The organism is Sphingobacterium arenae (genome assembly GCF_014692505.1).
Taxonomy (GTDB): domain Bacteria; phylum Bacteroidota; class Bacteroidia; order Sphingobacteriales; family Sphingobacteriaceae; genus Sphingobacterium; species Sphingobacterium arenae.
The window spans coordinates 908,008-925,473 of record NZ_JACNYK010000001.1 but is presented as its reverse complement, the minus strand read 5'-3'; the positions used below and the strand labels follow the sequence as shown (position 1 = coordinate 925,473).

The window sequence follows — 17,466 nt, the reverse complement described above, 5'->3', positions numbered from 1 at the left end:
TATTGTTTTTTTTCTCGTATTACAACGGGATATCACCTATACCCCTCATTTTGTTCTAGTTGCGGATTATTATCTAATTCTGTGATACTAAACGGTAGACGGTAATTGTGCTCCTTAAACACGTATGAAACACCCGATGGCGTCTTCACTGTCGGCAACAGCGTATGCGCAATTCTCCAACGCTTTAAGTCATTATACCGATGTCCCTCCAAAGCAAATTCTATACGCCGTTCGTGGCGGATATACTCCCGAAGCTTATCTTTTGTATCGTATATTGATCGATCTACATCGGGCAAGTCTACGCTCGTTCTTCCGCGAACTAAATTAAGCTGATTGTATACCAAATCGACCGGCCCATCTAATTCGTTAACAGCTTCTGCATACATCAACAATATATCGGCATAACGAAGATGGATATAATCCTGATCTGATTGTGCCGCTGTAGCGGTAGTAATAGGTAAACGTCTCAAATCCACCCATTTCTTTGTGTGAAAGCCTGTATAGGTATTATACGTCGCATCCCAAACTTCTCCGGTCACGGGGTTAGTCCAGACATCGCCCGGAAGCCTTACCGTGGCATAAAGTCTGGGGTCCCTATTTTCATAAGGCTTATCTGCTTCGTACAGGTCGGATTCGGCTGGACGCTTACCATCCCGCATCTCATAGTCGTCTACCAGATTTTTGTAGGGCTGCATCAACGCATACCAGCCCAACTCGATATCTAGCCCTCCTGCTCCTGGGGTAAGACGGTGTACACTATTGGGTGCCAGATATTGCGTTGCAAAAATAATTTCGCGATTCACAGAGGCTTTTGCCTGACCTGTAGTCGTAAAAAGATCTTCATAATTATCGGCTAACGCAAACGTATTATCACTGATAATTTCCGCTAATAGGGTGCGGGCGGCAGACCAATTTTGCTGCGTCATGTAGACGCGTGCTTTGATTCCCTGCGCACTACCTTTCACGGCATGGCCAGTATAGGCTGTTGCTGACAGATGTTCTATTGCAAAGTCCAAATCCTCATGGATAAAGGCATAAACTTCCTCCTCGGAAGATTGTGGAATACGAGCATCCTCAACTTTCGACAAAAAATTACGATAGATCACGACCCCACCAAACGATTGCACGAGATCAAAATACGCCAGTGCACGTAGGAAACGGATTTCTGCTTTATAGACGTTAACGGTTTGTTCATCTATTTCCGCTTTATCCACATTGTCTAAAAAATAATTTGCACTGGATATTAGTTTGTAAGGTGTTTCATATAAATGCTCTAGGACACCACCCAAACCAGGTGAAATAGCTCCAATCGTCATCGCACCTAAATTCGGTTGTGTGTTATTTCCCGGATCCGGAAATGCATTATCTGTCAGCGCGTCAAAGTAGACCCGTTCGTAGCCCATAAAATTCTCCTGCAGCCGGTAATAGACCCCTGCCAACGCTGTTTCCACATCGGCCTGACTCTTCCAAAAAATTTCGCCCGACACACTGTTCTCCGGATTTCTATCTAGAAAATCCTTATTGCAACTTCCGCCTAATAATATAAGCGAGGCAGCCGCTGCACATGTTAATATTTTAAAACCTTTCATGGTACAATTTCTTTAAATAAAATTTACGCTTTGTAGCGCTTAAAATCTAATGCTAGCTCCAATATTAAAAATTCTCGCCTGCGGATATTGCGCATAATTTCCAGATGTCGATGCACGTTCCGGATCGGATCCTTTGTAATCGGTAATCGTAAAAAGATTATCCGCCGATATATATACCTGTGCGCCTTTTAGCTTTGCGGACTCTATCCAGTTTGTTGGTACATCATAGGAAAGCATAATGTTCTTTAACCGCAGGTATGAAGCGTCGCGTAAATAGTACGTCGAGCCTTTATAGTTAGCAACACCTTGATAACCGGCAACATATACACCTGGCAGTTCGTTACTTCGATTTTCTGGCGTCCAGGCATTTCTCCACTCTGTCGTCGGCGGTGTGCCTTGCATAAACGGATCCATCCCCCAGTTTTCCACTCGGTTTTTCAATCCGTCCACACCTTGAAAAAAGGCACTTAAATTGAAATTCTTATAACCCACATTCACGCCGAACGAATACATATAGTTTGGATAAGCGCCCTTTGTCACGACACGGTCGTCCGCATTGACGACGCCGTCGCCGTTAACATCTTTCATTTTCAGATCACCTGCTTGTGGGTTCGGATTTAATTCATGTGTTGGAACAGTCGATCCCGGCAAAACGTCTTCTTCCTGAAAGATTCCGTCCCACACATACAGGTAGTGTGCATCATAGGCTTGTCCAACTTCTTTTATACGGGTCTTATATTCTGGCACCCGAATATGTAACAATTCATTGCGCGCCGTAGAAATCATCCCGTTTACACTGTACGTCACGCTACCAATACGATTGTGGTGCGACAAGGCAAGTTCTATACCTTTATTGCGTAATTTTCCATCATTGGTTGTTGGCTCTTTTAGACCTAAACTTGCCGGAACCGGTTGTGCTGCCAAGATGTCATACGACGTTTTGTTAAACCAATCAAAGTTCACTTCGAGCAAGCGATTTTTCAACGCCAAATCAAAACCTACGTTAAATATACTGGTTGATTCCCAACGTAAGCTTTGGTCACTAAACTTATTCAGCACGGCACCCGAACTTAATTGCTCGTTATCAAACGAATAATAAATATCACGAAGATCGAGATTATTGTGGTAAGCATAAGCGCCAATATCCTGATTGCCAAGAATGCCATAAGAAGTGCGCAACTTCAATTGCGAGATCCAAGGCAATGCTTCTTGAAAAAAGTCCTCTTTAGATGCCATCCACGCCCCTGAGAAAGAAGGGAATACTCCCCAACGATATTCAGGAGACACTTTAGAGGTTCCGTCATAACGGATATTCGATTCTATAAAATATTTCTCTTTGTAATTATAACCCACACGTCCAAAAACAGATTGTAAAGCCCATTCGGTCGGTGCAATCACTCCAGGCAGCCGTGGGTGGTTAAAATACAACGTCTCTCCTGAAGGCAAATATCCGGTTAGATCCTGCAACTCAGGATAAACACTGGACGTTCTACGTCCACGCAGACTTTGTGTACGATAAGATACCTGCTCGTATCCAGCCAAGGCCGAGAAATTATGATCACTACCAAACTGTGTATTATAATTTAAAACAGAGTAAATCGTCGGGGTCAATGTCTTCGCATATTGATCGGTCACGCCCACAATATCGGGACCGAATGTGGAGCGCTTGTAGTCTCCAGTTGCCGGGTCGCGTTCTTGCAACAAAAAGGCATCATAAGGAACTTGGTGCATTTTATAATACTGATCCTCATAATTCAAGGCAAATTTCGTGGTCCAGGTCAAATCCTTGAACGGCGTAATGTCAATAAACGCCTGCGCATTCACCCTATAATCCTTCGTATATTGATTCCCCATCGCGTAATACTCCTGTGGATTACGGTTTCTGCCTTCCCCTTCATAAGCTTTAGAAACCACTCTTCCACTTCCATCAGGTAGAAACGGACCGTACAAAGGCCCTGACGCATAAATTGCCAATGCCATATTTTCGCCGGTGAAAGGAGGTTCCTGTCTGTCTCGATATGTGGCATTCACGATCGTCCCCACTTTCACGTAGTCTGAAAGCTCATTCGTATAGTTCAGCAATGCATTATAGCGTTTAAAATCATAGCCTTTGATCATGGCTTTTTGATCAAGATAGCCAAGCGATAAATTAAAGGTGCTTTTTTCATCACCGCCGCTTATGGATAAATTATGATTGTGCACGGTCGCCGGATTGATGTAATAATCTACCGCATCAAAATTTGGATATTGTTCTCGATCTGTCGCATTGCGGTAAGCGTCGATCTGTTCCGGCTTAAACTCAAACGCAATGCCCGATCGTTTTGCCGCTGCATTATACATGTCCATATACTCTGCGGAATTGGTAATAAAATCGGGTAAAGCTGTTGGTGTATGCCGACCAACATTCACACGATAATTAACTGTCGTCGCCCCTTTTTTTCCACCTTTCGTGGTCACTAAGATTACGCCATTCGCCGCTCTGGATCCATATATCGCTGCTGAAGATGCGTCTTTCAAAACCGTCACATTCTCGATGTCTCCAGGAGAAATTGCATCCAATGAACCAGTTACTCCGTCAATTAGAACCAACGGGCCGGTATTGTTGCCAAAAGTACCTTTTCCCCGAATCAATAAATTGGGATTATCCCGCCCCGGTTCTCCGGATGGTTGGGTTACCTGCAATCCCGGAATCCTACCTTGCAACATATTGGCTGCGTTTGGGACAGGACGTTCATTCAGTGTTTTTCCATCAACTGTAGCCAGTGCGCCCGAAACATTCGACCGGCGTTGTACACCATATCCGACGACGACGATTTCCTCGAGCTGGGATTCGTCCGTATCCAATACGACGGTCAACACCGTATCTTGCGTAACCCGTAGTGTTTTGGACGTGTGTCCGATCGCCGAAAAAACGACATTGCCTGCGGTCGCTAATTGCATTGTAAACCGTCCATTTTGATCAGCGGATGCCTCCGCCCCGCCATAATGAATGGTCGCCCCCGCTACCGGCCCGCCTTCCGATGACAGCACCTGTCCACTTAGATGAATAACATCTTGTGTCTGTGCTATGGGCGTTCCCACTGCTCTCGCTACAGGACTGGCAAAGCACCACGCTGCGGCGCACACCGCATAAAAAACCCATCTTTTTGTTGATATTACCATAATTAAATTGTTTATAATTTCTCCCCATCTTTCTTCCCCATGCTAATACGCACTGAAAAACATGGTCTATATCATTCAAATATAAATACAATATTTGTATATAAAAACAATTATGTTTTCCTCTTTCTAGAAAAAAGAATTTTTATCCACCTCTTTAGTTTTTATCTCTGCTTACCGATGGAATAGAATTATTTTTCGATTAAATAATAATTCTATTTTTATTGGGAGTTTATTCGGAGCTTGTTCGGACATTCTTCGGACTTTATTCGGATAAAGTCGATAAAAGTCCGATTTAATTACGAATCATCTTTGTCTAAGATTAAATTAAAGAAATAAGTCGTGAACAACTAAGTTGACGCTTGCCATAGTTTTTATATCTTTAGCGTCATCAGTCGTACAATTAAATATAGATAGTATGTCTTTAAACTATTCGGATAAATATAAAGCGCCTGCTCTTGAAAAAGGGCTGGCTATTATCGAATATCTGGCACTCCAACCTACCGCCCAATCGCAGGCGGAAATTGCCATCGGGCTGGATAAAAGTCCAAATGAGATATATCGAATGCTCGCTTCTTTAGAGACCAGAGGATACATACAGCGAGATTCCGTTTCCTCGAAATATTCGCTTACGCTTAAACTTTATTATTTATCTCATCGCCATTCTTTTGTCGAAAAGTTACGTTCGGCAGCCTTGCAACCGATGAAACAGGTCTCTGCTACTATACAGCAACCTTGCCATCTTGCGGTATTATTCAATGATAAGGTTCTTGTAGTCGCCTATAGCAAAAGCCCCCGCCCTATTGCAGTGATGATTGAGGAAGGGAATTTACACCAAACGTCAACTACGGCTTCAGGAAAAACGCTACTTAGCTTTTTAGATGAGACGAGTAGGTCCCAAGTTTTAGGGGGAGACCCGCAGTTTCAAAAGCTCTCCAAAATCCAGAAACAGAACTTCGAGCGGGAGCTTATACACATAAAAAAACAAGGTTATATCGAGATGCCGAGTTCGTATGCGCAAGGAGTTGTTGATTTTTCCGTACCGATAGGTGACGGTGATACCCCTGGTGATATCACCGCTTGTCTCACGGTTTCAAAACTACTACTGTTACAAGACGAAAGTAATCCTTCACACGAAGAGATTATTCAAGAATTACTCGCTTGCAAAAAGGAAATAGAAAGAAACCTTGGCTTGGCTTCCCTTGCCAAAGATTGAAGAACAATTGAAATAAAGATTTATTTCAATTGTTCATATTCTAACGAAGCTAAAATAAAGGTACCTATTGCCTTTCCTTCATTTTCAACAACCGTGACATCCTTCCCGGCGAGATAATAATTGATTGTTCCCGTTCGGGAGGGATCTTTGGCCGGGCCGAGTCCTGCCGAGGCACAGCTCTTCACAATATCGATTCGGTCTCCATCTGGATTCTCTCTCAAAAATTCTTTCAGAATTCCTTGATAGGCTTTCTCCGCAACAGGACGATAGGATTCCTTGTCTAAAATCCCCAATCGTGTGCCTTTTAGGTAGGCGTAAGTGAAAATACAAGATGCCGAAGATTCAAGATAGTTTGCTTCATCCCCTATATTATAGATCTCTCCAGCAATATGGTCTCCCTGGCCATCAGCGGTCATGTTGGCATCATACTGCAACAGTTGATACCAAAGACCCGATTCATCATCCTGCCATCGCTTCAGGCCTGCAGCAACCTGGTTTGTTATCTTTAACATATCCGCATAGGAGGAATGATCCCGGGGCATAAATTCGAGCACATCAACCAATGCAGCAAAATACCATCCCATACCACGTGCCCAAAATTCTTGGCTACAGCCCACGAACGGTTCTTGTTTATTGGTCCAGAAAGAATTGGAGTCTGCCGGAGTGGCTGACCATGCATGGTAATTTAATTGCTTTTCTGGATCATATGTTTTCTGATGAATGGTTTTAAATTGCAAGGCAATATCATCCCAACTCGCACTATATTCTACAGAATTGTCTTTACCAAATGTACTCTCCCACTGCGCGTATATCGGTGAGCCCATATACAATCCATCCAGCCACATCTGATTGGGGTAAATCGCCTTATGAAAAAAGCCTCCCGCTCCCGGTAGCCCCTCTGCAATCCGCGAGTGGTTATATTTTAAGGTGTTCCTTATCAGATCCACAGCTTTACGATATCGCGCAGCATCCTTGGTGTTGCCTTTCTGTAATTCCTCTTTATACAAAGTGAAGTAGATACGTCCAGCCGGAAGATCATCAATATTACTGGGACGAAGTGCGGAACCACCCTTGCTGTTGAGGATCATGCTTCCATCTTCATTTAGATTCAAATCCGCAAAGGCTTTTACCGATTCGTAATATTCTGTTTTCTCCGGATACTGTTCCCATGTTTCCAAAACAGCACCTGCCACTAAGCCCGACACGTAGTCCCAACCCGTAGAATCCAATTTGGATTGATAGTGTCTGTTGCAATAAAAATCTCCTAACCCGTGTGACTCAACCATCCTTTGTGACCAGATTACCGCATCATTATCCTGTTGTTGACTACAAGCCACCAATAGGAAAGGCAGTACAGTCAATATTAAATATTTTTTCATTTTATTCTTCTTATCAAATCTTTCGTTAAAATACAATAATTCGCCAGACATCATCTAAAGACGATATACAGCAGCAGCATAACCACAAAAAGTGTTCCCCATGCCCATTTTACACGCGCTGTGGGTTTCTCTATCTGAAAACGAAACGCCATTTCATTTTCTTTTTCGTAAGTCGATTTAGGGATTACTAAGGATATGATTACCCCTAAGATCAGCAAGGCTAAAAACAAATAAAAAGAAAGCATCAGATAATGTGGCCAAAAGGTATACACATCTTTTGGAAATACCCACAAATAACACACACCTGTTCCAAGACTCAATACTGCCCCGAAAGTCAACAGTGTGTTGACCGCAGCTTTATTCGTACGTTTCCACAAGACAGCCATCAAAAAGATGACAGCAAGCGGCGGTGCTATAAAACCTAAAATTGACTGAAATACATCAAAGAGGTTCAGGCCTTTTATCTGATCAATAGCAACAGCCACCAACACGGAAATCAAGCAGCCTACAATAATTGTATAACGCCCAATCTGTGTTACTTTACGACCGTCTGCTTTGGGGTTGATATGTTTCAAATAGATATCCATTGTGTAGACCGTACTCAGCGAATTGAGTGATGAGCCGATCGTACCAACCAGCACGGCAATTAGCACAACAATAACTAAACCATTTAAGCCTGTAGGGAAGAGGTTGGTAACCATCGTCATATAAGCCAGGGAGGGATCATCCAGTCCCGGGAACAGGATATAACAGATAATACCTGTTAAGATAAAAAGTGGTAAAGAAAGAATTTTTAACCAAGCAATAAAATTTACGCCCAATTGCCCCTGTTCCAAATTTCTTGCCCCTAAAACGGATTGCACCATCGCTTGGTCCGTACAGAAAAATGCAATAGCAGCGACAGGATAACCCAGCGCGATCGCATACCAAGGATAATCCGGATCGTCGGCTGGTTTGATCAATGACCAATATCCTTCAGGCGTGCTATCGAACAAAGCCCCTGCGCCTCCTATTTTCGATAGCCCTAAAAATGTTAGTAACGCGGAAACAGCTATCAACAGAATCATCTGGAAAATGTTAATCTTCGCTACCGTCCGTAATCCACCTGTATAAGCAAACAAGCCCGCTAAGGCGACTAGTACTATAACGGATTGCCACATAGGAATACCCAATATTTGTCGTACCAGAAAACCTCCGGCAAACAGCCCCAAAGACAACCAAGAAATCATCATCTTAACCAGGGAGTACCAAGCTAAAATCGTTTGTGTATCCGGTCCATATCGCTTCCCCATAAACTCTGGAAGCGTACGCACTCCAGAAGACAAATAGCGCGGCGCAAAAACGATAGCTAATAAAAAGAGGTATACAAAAGCGTACCAATCAAAATTCACGGCGACAATACCAGTTGTATAACCCACCGTAGCGAAAGCTAGCAGCATAGACGGACCGACGTTCGTCGCCCACATATTGAAGCCAATACTATACCAGCTTAAAGACTTTCCAGCGAGGAAATGCTCCGCCCCTTCTGCATTCTTTCGGGATGAAACAAGGCCTATGACAATTAAAGCGATCAGGTATACGACTACGATTACATAATCGTATATCGTCAATTTGTCTAACAGGTTGTTCATGTCCCCTTTTACAAGTTTACGCTGTATTTGGATAATAAGTCGCCAGGACGAACGGGTTTACCCGTAGTCAATGATTCATCCATCGCCTGTAATAATGCAATTGTTCCGATTCCCTCTTTCATATCCGGGAATGCCGGTGTATCTTCCCGAATAGCTTTGGCAAAGTGTTCGAGATAATTCTGATATTCGCCGGCGTGGTGACTTTTGCCCTCAAAACGGAAATAATGTTTCAGTTTGTGTTCCCAGGTCAACATTCTTTCTTCGCCTGTATGATCCGTGATGGCATAACGTAAATCCATATAATCTGCTTGGCTACATCCTTCTGTACCACGCAGAATACAACTCATCTCGCTATCGCGCGTAACGGGCTGCACGGGTCCGGTATAGGCTCCGCTCACACGAGCTACACGACCATCTTCTGCTTTCAATATAAAATGCATGGTGTCCACATTTTGTAAACCTCCTTTACGCCCATTTGCACTGAGCATCCCGTACCCCATGACTTCCTCTATATTAGGCAGGTACCAGCGAATAAAATCTACCGGATGGCTCAACCCACCATACAACCATTTAAATGAGGACTGTAGCGACCAAGGTTTTTCCAAAAACCAACGGTGATCCGCGTGATAATAGCCTTCGATGGTGATTAAGTCTCCAATTAAGCCCGCTTCAAAGTCTGTCCGCTGCTTTTTCATCGGTTCAAAAAAGCGGGAACTCTGCCCCACGAATACCCGCTTTCCAGTTTGCTCGGCTAGGCGGAGTAAATCATTCGCATCTGCTAGGTTATCGATAAAGGGTTTCGTACAGATTACATGCTTACCATGTTCCAACGCTTGTTTAATATGCGTGGCATGCAGGTGATCGGGCGTATAAATAGCTATAGCTTCAATATTCGAATTCTCCAAGAGGTCTTCATACCGTTGGGTATACGCATGAAAATCGAACTCTTTCATCCGCTTGTGCCCTAAATCTTCATTCAGATCACAAATCTGCACCAGCTCCACGTATTCGCTTTGCAAAGCTCCTGACATCGTACTTCTGCCTTCACCAAGTCCCAGAATACCTAATCTTAATTTCTCCATTTTATCTATTATCGCTTATAAAAAATCCATGTTTCGTTTGCAGCTGTCCCCGGAATTCCTTCCTGATAAGTACTCATCAGCTGATTCCACTTCGTCACTCTCGGGTTATCTTTGGTCGTTAAAGCATCAATCTCCGCAAAATCTTTTCCTTTAGGAAAGGAGATATACAGTAATAACTGTCGTCCGTTTCGATAAAGCAGCACCTCTTGAAAACGTGCGCGACAAAAGCCCGAGGCAACCTCCGGCCACTCCTCGAGTTGCGTTTTATGATGCTCAAAGTACGCCTGTTGTTTCGATTCATCATCCACCAACTGGGCTGTCAACAGTACAAAATCGACTTCATCAGCCTTCTTAGTCACAGCACAGTTTTCCTGATCAAAGGTATAAAATACGTCATTAAACATCTTTACTTCAAACTTCGGAAAATTGGCAAATAAAGCACTTGTCAGTTTCTTAGCCATGTTATCATCAGTCATCAGCAGTAGGTAATGCCCCCACTGATAAATTTGTGGTTTGTCGATTCCTTGACCACGCGCAAAGGCAGCAAAAGCTTCCTCAGACAAGGTACTTTTCGGATCATATACTTGTACAAATACAGGTTTGGTAAAAGGGATATGCTGATTAAACGTATAACCTTCTGGAACCGGCCGCTTCCACCGCAACAAGTCCCGATAAGGTTCTTCTAAGCCAGCATTAAGTACTGTTTTATCCGTTTCTGGCCCATTATTTTTCCAAATGACACCTGGACCATTGGCATTTTTCAAAATTTTATTTTCGGGGAACCAATTATCGGAGACATCCATATAGGCTGATCCTTCATCGGTATATAGATAGAACCAATGATCTGGAATATGGGCGTAGGGCGATACATAGATACTATCGATCTCGTTTTGACGAATCTTCGTACCGGGTTGTGCCGAAAGAGTATATACTCCGGCCACATCATACATAAACTTACCATAGCGTGTAATCCGATTCCGTTCTACGGTATTGTTCTTCATGATGTTCACCGTGGGTGTCCAACCCCAACCCAAGCTAATTCCCGAATACGCTATGTCGCTTATATCGTTATGAGAAATGTCCACACCCTGTACAAAGCCCGCTCCGATTCCCACCGCTCCCCAATCTTCATTCGCTGTATGATGAATGAGGTTGTTTCGAACAACAATTTCTCTGGACAACTCCCGTTCATCTTGCGGATGAAACGGCAGATGCGCCTCCACTTGGTCCTCGGAAAAAGTACCGATCAACACGGCATTACCGCCGATATCATAAAAGACATTGCCTTCTAGGCGATCTTGGAAATTTCCACCATAAAAATCGAATCCAGTGGACGCTAAATGGCTAAATGTGCAATGCTGAAAACGAACATGCGCTGTGTTTGCGAGTACAACTGCACTCGCTGGTCGCCCTACCCATGCCTGATTTTCCAGCCCTTTCTTATCGGACGTACCCGGTTTATCTAATTTATAAGCTTCATGGAAATACATTCCAGCTTGCAAAGCCACATGTCCATGAGTATTGGGTCTAAACCACGCCGCATGCTCAAAAGACAATCCCTCAATTTGTACATGGGCAACCGGGTTTTCTCGGGTTCCCTCGATTTCCAAAATGGTTTCCAAGTAAGGAAATACCACATCCGCTTGTTCGAGATCTTCTCCGCTACGCTTGTAATAATAGACCCTCCCTTCTTCTTCATCCAAAAACCACTCACCTGGTTTATCCAAGAATTGTAGCGCATTGACTAACCGAAAAGCGGAATTACCCGATTCTTTCGACAGCCAAGGCTTCGGCCAAGGATGTTCGCTTTGTATTTTGCTCTCGGGCTGGTGAAAAAACACTTCAATACTGTCTTTATACACTACCGCGTCTTTAACACGTAGTTGGGCGATGGCCCACCATTGATGGATAAAAAACTCCATCCCCTCTGTAAACTGAAATCCGTTGAATACGTTCGGAATAATAGCCGTCTGTTTATCAAAGTTCCAATTCAAGATACGAGGAAGTTCCAAATCGCCGTGACTTTCCGCACGGATAGCTTTGTTATTATTTATCCAGAGTTGACGAAAGTGAACACGTTTCCCGCCGACTTTCGGGGCATCTGCTACATAGATGTGTCGTGCCACCGACGTCGGAATATTCCGACGGTTCCGAAGTTTTTTCCAACCGTTTATCGATCTGCCCCCTGAGAATATCACCTCGCCATCCAACGAACGTATCCTTGTCGGGCTTGCCGCTGTACCACTATCTTCCGGACGAAGTCGAATAGTTTGATGAGGATAATATGTTCCCCCCTTAACCCAGATATTGATACCTTCCGAAATACTCGGATCGTTCAGCCGACGAAGCTCCCGGGCATGGCGGATCGCATCTTCCAAAGAACCATAGGGGTTCTCTATCGAACCATCTCGCGAACCGTTTCTACTATTCTTCCCGACATAGATATCTGCAGCGCTAACCGAAACCACGACGCAGAGCATACTTATCAACCAAACGATCTTCTTACTAATCTTCATATTTTATTTTAATATCCATCATTTTGACCAAACTCTTGCGGGTTGGTGATCACATCTAAAAACTGTTGCGGAATAGGTCGATTCACGTGATACGGTTGCATCGTCGTAATATCTTTATTATACGCTTGGACATAACTGTACAATTTACCCGTACGTTTTAAGTCGAACCATCGGATATGTTCGCCACACAACTCTCTGCCACGCTCTTCCAATAAGAAATCAACATCCAAGTCGCTCTCTGTTATCAACATATCGCTTTCTTTTCCCGGCACAGCCGCTCTTTCGCGTAGCACATTCACCATATCCTTCGCCAGTGTTTTGTTTCCTCCGCTCATCAATGTTTCTGCTTCCGCTGCAATGAGGTACATTTCAGCTAACCGCATCACAATAACATCTTTAGAACCTGCTTGCGAATTAGCTTCCGGTAAATCCGGGTCATCATGTTTCATCAATGCCGGAAAGTGCACATTAAAACGGGCATTTGTGGATACACGGTCACCATCATAGGTATCATCAATATCCACTAAAGCATAAGGCAGGTTCCTCTTTTCTCCACTTACTTTTTTCTTTGTAAACAAAAGAGCTAGATCCCCACGGTTCAACGTTGTTTTTCCCGCCATACTTACCGGTTTCTCAAAAGCGGCTAAATCATCCGCCGTCCAGGTATAGCTATTGACATTCAAATAGTATTCCTCCCGAAACCAATCACCATACCGTCTGTCCATTTCTTCATCGTAAAGTTCCAACAAATGTCTTGTCGGCATAAAACACATACTTCCAGATTTTGAATTACGGTCTGCTCCATACGGCAAATCCACGACCATACCGGCTTTGGCAGAGTATTTCGCTTTAAACCAAATATGCAATCGGTTAGGGTCATTAGGTCGGGGATTCAAAGAATTGATCGTCGAATGCGTAATAAAGAACATGGCTTCTTTATTATTTTTATTATTTGCCGGCCGAAAAACCTCTTCCGGCGTGTCATACAAACTGACTTGCAACTCCGCTTGGTTGTTGATCACATATTGAGCTGCATCTGAGGCTATCTTATAATATTTATCTTTTTCTGATGTCGATGATTCATAAGCCACCCTCGTTAATGCTACCCGAGCTTTCAGGCCATAAGCAGCTTTTTTTGTTGCACGCCCCTGATCCGTTGCCGGGATCGGTTGAACGGGTAAGTTCGCTATCGCTACATCCAAATCGCTCAACATCAAATCATAAAATGCGGTGGCAGGAGAACGTTGAGCGGTAAGTACCGCTGTCTTCGTCTCTTCTGTGCGTAAATCTATATCACCATACTGTTCGACCAAATGCCAATAAGCATAAGCCCGCAAAAAAGATAACTCTCCAATGCGCGCATTCTTTTCCTCCTCATTTGTAAAAGATACATCGACGATACGCTCCAGACCTGCGTTACAATAATTGACAATTTCGTAAAGCCTATTCCAGGTGTTCCGTATTTGTCCCGTAGTAGCTACCAATTCCTCGTATTTAGTCATCTGTCTACCATAACCCGAATTGGCAATATTAATCCAAAGATCCGTTCCACCCTCGGTCAACATTAATATATCCTCCCGTCCGTAAAACTGTGACGCGAAGTTCACGTAGGCGGAATTAACCAAGGCATTGATTCCATTTTCAGTCGAAAAAACGACTTCGGCTGTGGCTCCTCCGGGATTATGTTCCTCTAAACTACACCCTGCTAATGTACCCGCTAAACCTATTCCTATTATATATTTATACACATGTTTCATGATAAATTCCTCCTTATAAATCTAGATTGATACCAAACACAAATTGACGCAATAACGGGCTTTTTGCCGAGCCTCCTCGTTCCGCATCGTAATGCTGTACAAAATCACTTTTTGCCCAAGAGAACAGGTTGTTGCCGCTCACGTAAAGCCTAGCACCATTTAGACCTGCCCGATCTGTAAAAGATTTTGGCAAGCGGTAACCTACCGTAACCGTCTTCAATTTGATGTACGAACCGTCTACATAATTATAAGATTGGTAGCCAAGATAATTGTAGAAGTTCGTCATACCCGGCCGCGGAAAATCATTTGATGGATTTTCCTCCGTCCAGTAATCTAAATAAGCCGGATGGTTTCCTCTTCCTTGCGGATCGTAAGACGCCGTAAAATCATACTCCATCATCTGTCCCCAACGGGCAATGGCGTATATATTGATATCGAAATTTTTATAAGAAAAGTTATTATTAAAACCTAGCGTCCAACGCGGTGAGGTAGTACCGATATAGGTAACGTCGTTCAGATCGTCGATAACGTTATCTCCATTGAGATCGGCCAACTTAATATCCCCCGGCTTGAACGGTTGCGTTTTAGCAGCATCCTTAAAATAAGTAGCGGCTTCGGCGGCTTCATCAGCTTGCCAGATGCCAAGCCGCTTGAAGGTATAAAAAGATTGCAGCGGTCTACCGATCAACAGACTTTCTGTTTCACGGGTCGTGGCACCGATGATATCTCTGCCGTCAATTAAGTCTAGGATCTCCTCCTTGTTGGCACCAAAAGTGAAGTCGCTGCTCCATTTGAATGTCTTATCAATATTTTTGGTATTTAGGACCACTTCAACCCCACGATTTCGCGAGCTTCCGATATTCTGGTAAATCTGAAAAGGCGTATTATTACCCGATCCCATGGACGTTGGCAATGTTCTGGGCAGTAATATATCCGTCGTTTTCGTATCATATAAATCCACGACGAGATTAATCCGATTCGCAAATAAGCGGAGGTCTGCTCCAAGGTTCCACGATGCCGATCGCTCCCATCCCAAATCTCGGTTTCCGATCAAGGTATTATAGGCATAATACGTAAAGCCTTGATCTTGGAAACCGGCGTTAGCGTATGAGGTCAACCCCGATTGTGTACCATAGGGACTGATACCGGAATTACCTGTTTGTCCATAGCTTAAGCGGATTTTGAAATCATCTACCTGTGGTAAGCTGAACCAGCTTTCATCACTCATGCGCCACGCAGCTGCCACGGAGGGAAACATCGCCCACTTATTGCCAACAGAAAGGCGAGAAGCTCCATCCCAACGATTAGATACGGTCAATAAATATTTACCTTGGTAGGAGTAGTTGGCACGAAAAGCGTATGACATCGTCTGGTTTTGTATATAACTCGAACGAATGATATAAGAATCTTTATCATTAGCCCCTATATTATGCCATAATTGTTCTGGCACAAGTTGACCTGTTCCTTCCATGTAAGAAGAATTAAATTTTGACTGTGTCCAAGAGGATAGTGCGGTCAGCGCAAAGTTGTGTTGACCCGCATCAAAATTGTAGTTGATGATATTGTCCCAAGAGAGAAATGATTTATTCGTGTTTAGAATAGAGGCGAGGGAATTGGGAAATTCACCGGCCCGATCGATAGAATTCTCGCTCTCGAAGTCATTGTTTTTATGATAGAATAAATTCACACCTAAATTCGAGCGGAAAGAAAACCCCTTGAACGGTTTGATCTCGGCAAACCCGTTTGTAATCAGGTTCGTATTTGCGATGCGATGCTGTGCCGTATAAGGTGTCGCCTCATCGGCTAGCGGACTCACTTTGCCTTCTCGACCAACCGGCCATAAAACAACGTTTCCTTGATCGTCATAAGGTATGCCCAACGGCACATTAGTCGACGCCCGCCAAAGTACATTATCTGCCCGTTCACTACCGTCGTAGTGTGTTACTTGGCTGGAGGTTCCTACTTTCACAAAACTTCCAATATTCTGATCCACATTCAAGCGCAGATTAAATTTGTCTAACGCGTCGTCTTTAAAGGAACCTAATTCCCGATAATAGCCTCCAGACAATAATGCGGTTGTATTATCTGTTCCGCCACTAATGGACAATTGGTGGTTTTGTACAACACCATTTTTAAAGACTTCGTCTTTCCAATTAACCCATTGATTGTTTTGCAGGGCAGTCCACTCCCCAGCGGTAAACAACGTCTGATCGTCTTTAGGTCCCTCCCACTGTCCTGCCGCTTTAGCTGCTTCGCGTCGTAACTGTATATAGTCATCACCTATACGCATCTCGGGATATTGTGCCCAACCATTTACACCGATATAGGTATTAAAGTTAATCTTAGGCGCCCCGGTTTTCCCTCTTTTGGTCGTTACGATAATAACCCCATTAGCTCCTTGGGAACCATAAATTGCCGTAGAGGAAGCATCCTTCAAGACATCAATAGACTCTATATCCTGGGGATGGATATCACTAATGTTTCCTCCCTGCATACCATCGATAATTACCAAGGGATTATTAGCAATCGCATTTCCATACTCGTCTTCTGCTGTCGACAGGGATCTTTTCCCCCGGATAGTCATGTTGACGCCCGACGTCGCACTTCCCGAGGTACGCGTAATATCTAATCCAGGTACCTGCCCTTGAATAGCTTCTAACGGGTTACTTGCTGGCGAACGAACGACATCTTCGGGTTTAACGGAAGTTACGGAACCTGTTAAATCACGCTTTCTTACCGTCCCGTATCCAATCACGATAACTTCATCCAATTGCTGGTCGTCAACCGTAAGGGCGACTTGAATGTCCTCACCAGCTTTCACCTCTTGCGGACGATCTAAATAACCAATAGCTGTAAACAGGAGTGTGCCTGTAGAACCGACGAGACGAATAGAAAATGTTCCGTCTTCCGCTGTCAATGTACTGACGGTAGAATTTGTTAGAGCCACTGTCACACCTTCCAGTGGATTTCCAGTCTCATCTAATACCACGCCGCTTACAACGAATTGGGGTTGAGTTGCCGAAAAGACATACTGAACAGGAGACAACATTACGCACCCTAGCATAATGAGCAACATGGAGATTGTTCGCTTGTTCAATCTCCATGTGATTGGAGTAAAATGTAGGTTCATCATAGAA

The 17,466-nt window shown here is 43.8% G+C and carries 9 protein-coding genes; 1 reads left to right on the top strand and 8 read right to left on the bottom strand.

The features are described from left to right. Positions 1-32: 32 nt before the first annotated feature. Entirely contained in the window at positions 33-1,589 is a 1,557-nt protein-coding gene (locus H8B17_RS03580) for a RagB/SusD family nutrient uptake outer membrane protein (RefSeq protein ID WP_190307777.1), read from the bottom strand. A gap of 39 nt (positions 1,590-1,628) precedes the next feature. Continuing rightward, positions 1,629-4,751 carry a SusC/RagA family TonB-linked outer membrane protein gene (locus H8B17_RS03575; RefSeq protein WP_190307776.1) on the bottom strand — a complete coding sequence of 1,041 codons (3,123 nt, stop codon included), beginning with the start codon at positions 4,749-4,751 and terminating at the stop codon, positions 1,629-1,631. A 415-nt stretch (positions 4,752-5,166) separates the two neighbouring features. On the opposite strand from H8B17_RS03575, the gene H8B17_RS03570 reads away from it, so the two are divergent. Then, complete coding sequence (locus H8B17_RS03570; RefSeq protein ID WP_190307775.1) at positions 5,167-5,964, top strand: IclR family transcriptional regulator; 798 nt, start codon at positions 5,167-5,169, stop codon at positions 5,962-5,964. A 20-nt stretch (positions 5,965-5,984) separates the two neighbouring features. Here the strand turns inward: H8B17_RS03570 and H8B17_RS03565 are convergent, their stop codons facing one another. The 6 genes from H8B17_RS03565 to H8B17_RS03540 are packed head-to-tail and all read right to left on the bottom strand — an operon-like array spanning position 5,985 to position 17,462. Beyond that, positions 5,985-7,343 carry a glycoside hydrolase family 88/105 protein gene (locus tag H8B17_RS03565; protein WP_190307774.1) on the bottom strand — a complete coding sequence of 453 codons (1,359 nt, stop codon included), beginning with the start codon at positions 7,341-7,343 and terminating at the stop codon, positions 5,985-5,987. Positions 7,344-7,393: 50 nt separating this feature from the next. Next, complete coding sequence (locus H8B17_RS03560) at positions 7,394-8,974, bottom strand: sodium:solute symporter family transporter (protein WP_190307773.1); 1,581 nt, start codon at positions 8,972-8,974, stop codon at positions 7,394-7,396. An 8-nt stretch (positions 8,975-8,982) separates the two neighbouring features. Then, the gene (locus tag H8B17_RS03555; protein ID WP_190307772.1) at positions 8,983-10,056 is read right to left on the bottom strand and encodes a Gfo/Idh/MocA family protein; all 1,074 of its coding nucleotides are present in this window, start codon (positions 10,054-10,056) and stop codon (positions 8,983-8,985) included. An 8-nt stretch (positions 10,057-10,064) separates the two neighbouring features. Continuing rightward, entirely contained in the window at positions 10,065-12,572 is a 2,508-nt protein-coding gene (locus H8B17_RS03550) for an L-rhamnose mutarotase (RefSeq protein WP_190307771.1), read from the bottom strand. An 8-nt stretch (positions 12,573-12,580) separates the two neighbouring features. Continuing rightward, on the bottom strand, positions 12,581-14,329 hold the full coding sequence (locus H8B17_RS03545; protein ID WP_190307770.1) for a RagB/SusD family nutrient uptake outer membrane protein: 1,749 nt from the start codon (positions 14,327-14,329) through the stop codon (positions 12,581-12,583). A 13-nt stretch (positions 14,330-14,342) separates the two neighbouring features. Next, entirely contained in the window at positions 14,343-17,462 is a 3,120-nt protein-coding gene (locus H8B17_RS03540) for a SusC/RagA family TonB-linked outer membrane protein (protein ID WP_190307769.1), read from the bottom strand. Between the last annotated feature and the right edge of the window lie 4 nt (positions 17,463-17,466).

What these genes read in the sequence shown, in the direction of transcription:
- H8B17_RS03545 (WP_190307770.1), bottom strand. Translation starts at nt 14,329, where the DNA reads ATGAAACATGTGTATAAATATATAATAGGAATAGGTTTAGCGGGTACA.
- H8B17_RS03580 (WP_190307777.1), bottom strand. Translation starts at nt 1,589, where the DNA reads ATGAAAGGTTTTAAAATATTAACATGTGCAGCGGCTGCCTCGCTTATA.
- H8B17_RS03565 (WP_190307774.1), bottom strand. Translation starts at nt 7,343, where the DNA reads ATGAAAAAATATTTAATATTGACTGTACTGCCTTTCCTATTGGTGGCT.
- H8B17_RS03575 (WP_190307776.1), bottom strand. Translation starts at nt 4,751, where the DNA reads ATGGTAATATCAACAAAAAGATGGGTTTTTTATGCGGTGTGCGCCGCA.
- H8B17_RS03540 (WP_190307769.1), bottom strand. Translation starts at nt 17,462, where the DNA reads ATGATGAACCTACATTTTACTCCAATCACATGGAGATTGAACAAGCGA.
- H8B17_RS03560 (WP_190307773.1), bottom strand. Translation starts at nt 8,974, where the DNA reads ATGAACAACCTGTTAGACAAATTGACGATATACGATTATGTAATCGTA.
- H8B17_RS03570 (WP_190307775.1), top strand. Translation starts at nt 5,167, where the DNA reads ATGTCTTTAAACTATTCGGATAAATATAAAGCGCCTGCTCTTGAAAAA.
- H8B17_RS03555 (WP_190307772.1), bottom strand. Translation starts at nt 10,056, where the DNA reads ATGGAGAAATTAAGATTAGGTATTCTGGGACTTGGTGAAGGCAGAAGT.
- H8B17_RS03550 (WP_190307771.1), bottom strand. Translation starts at nt 12,572, where the DNA reads ATGAAGATTAGTAAGAAGATCGTTTGGTTGATAAGTATGCTCTGCGTC.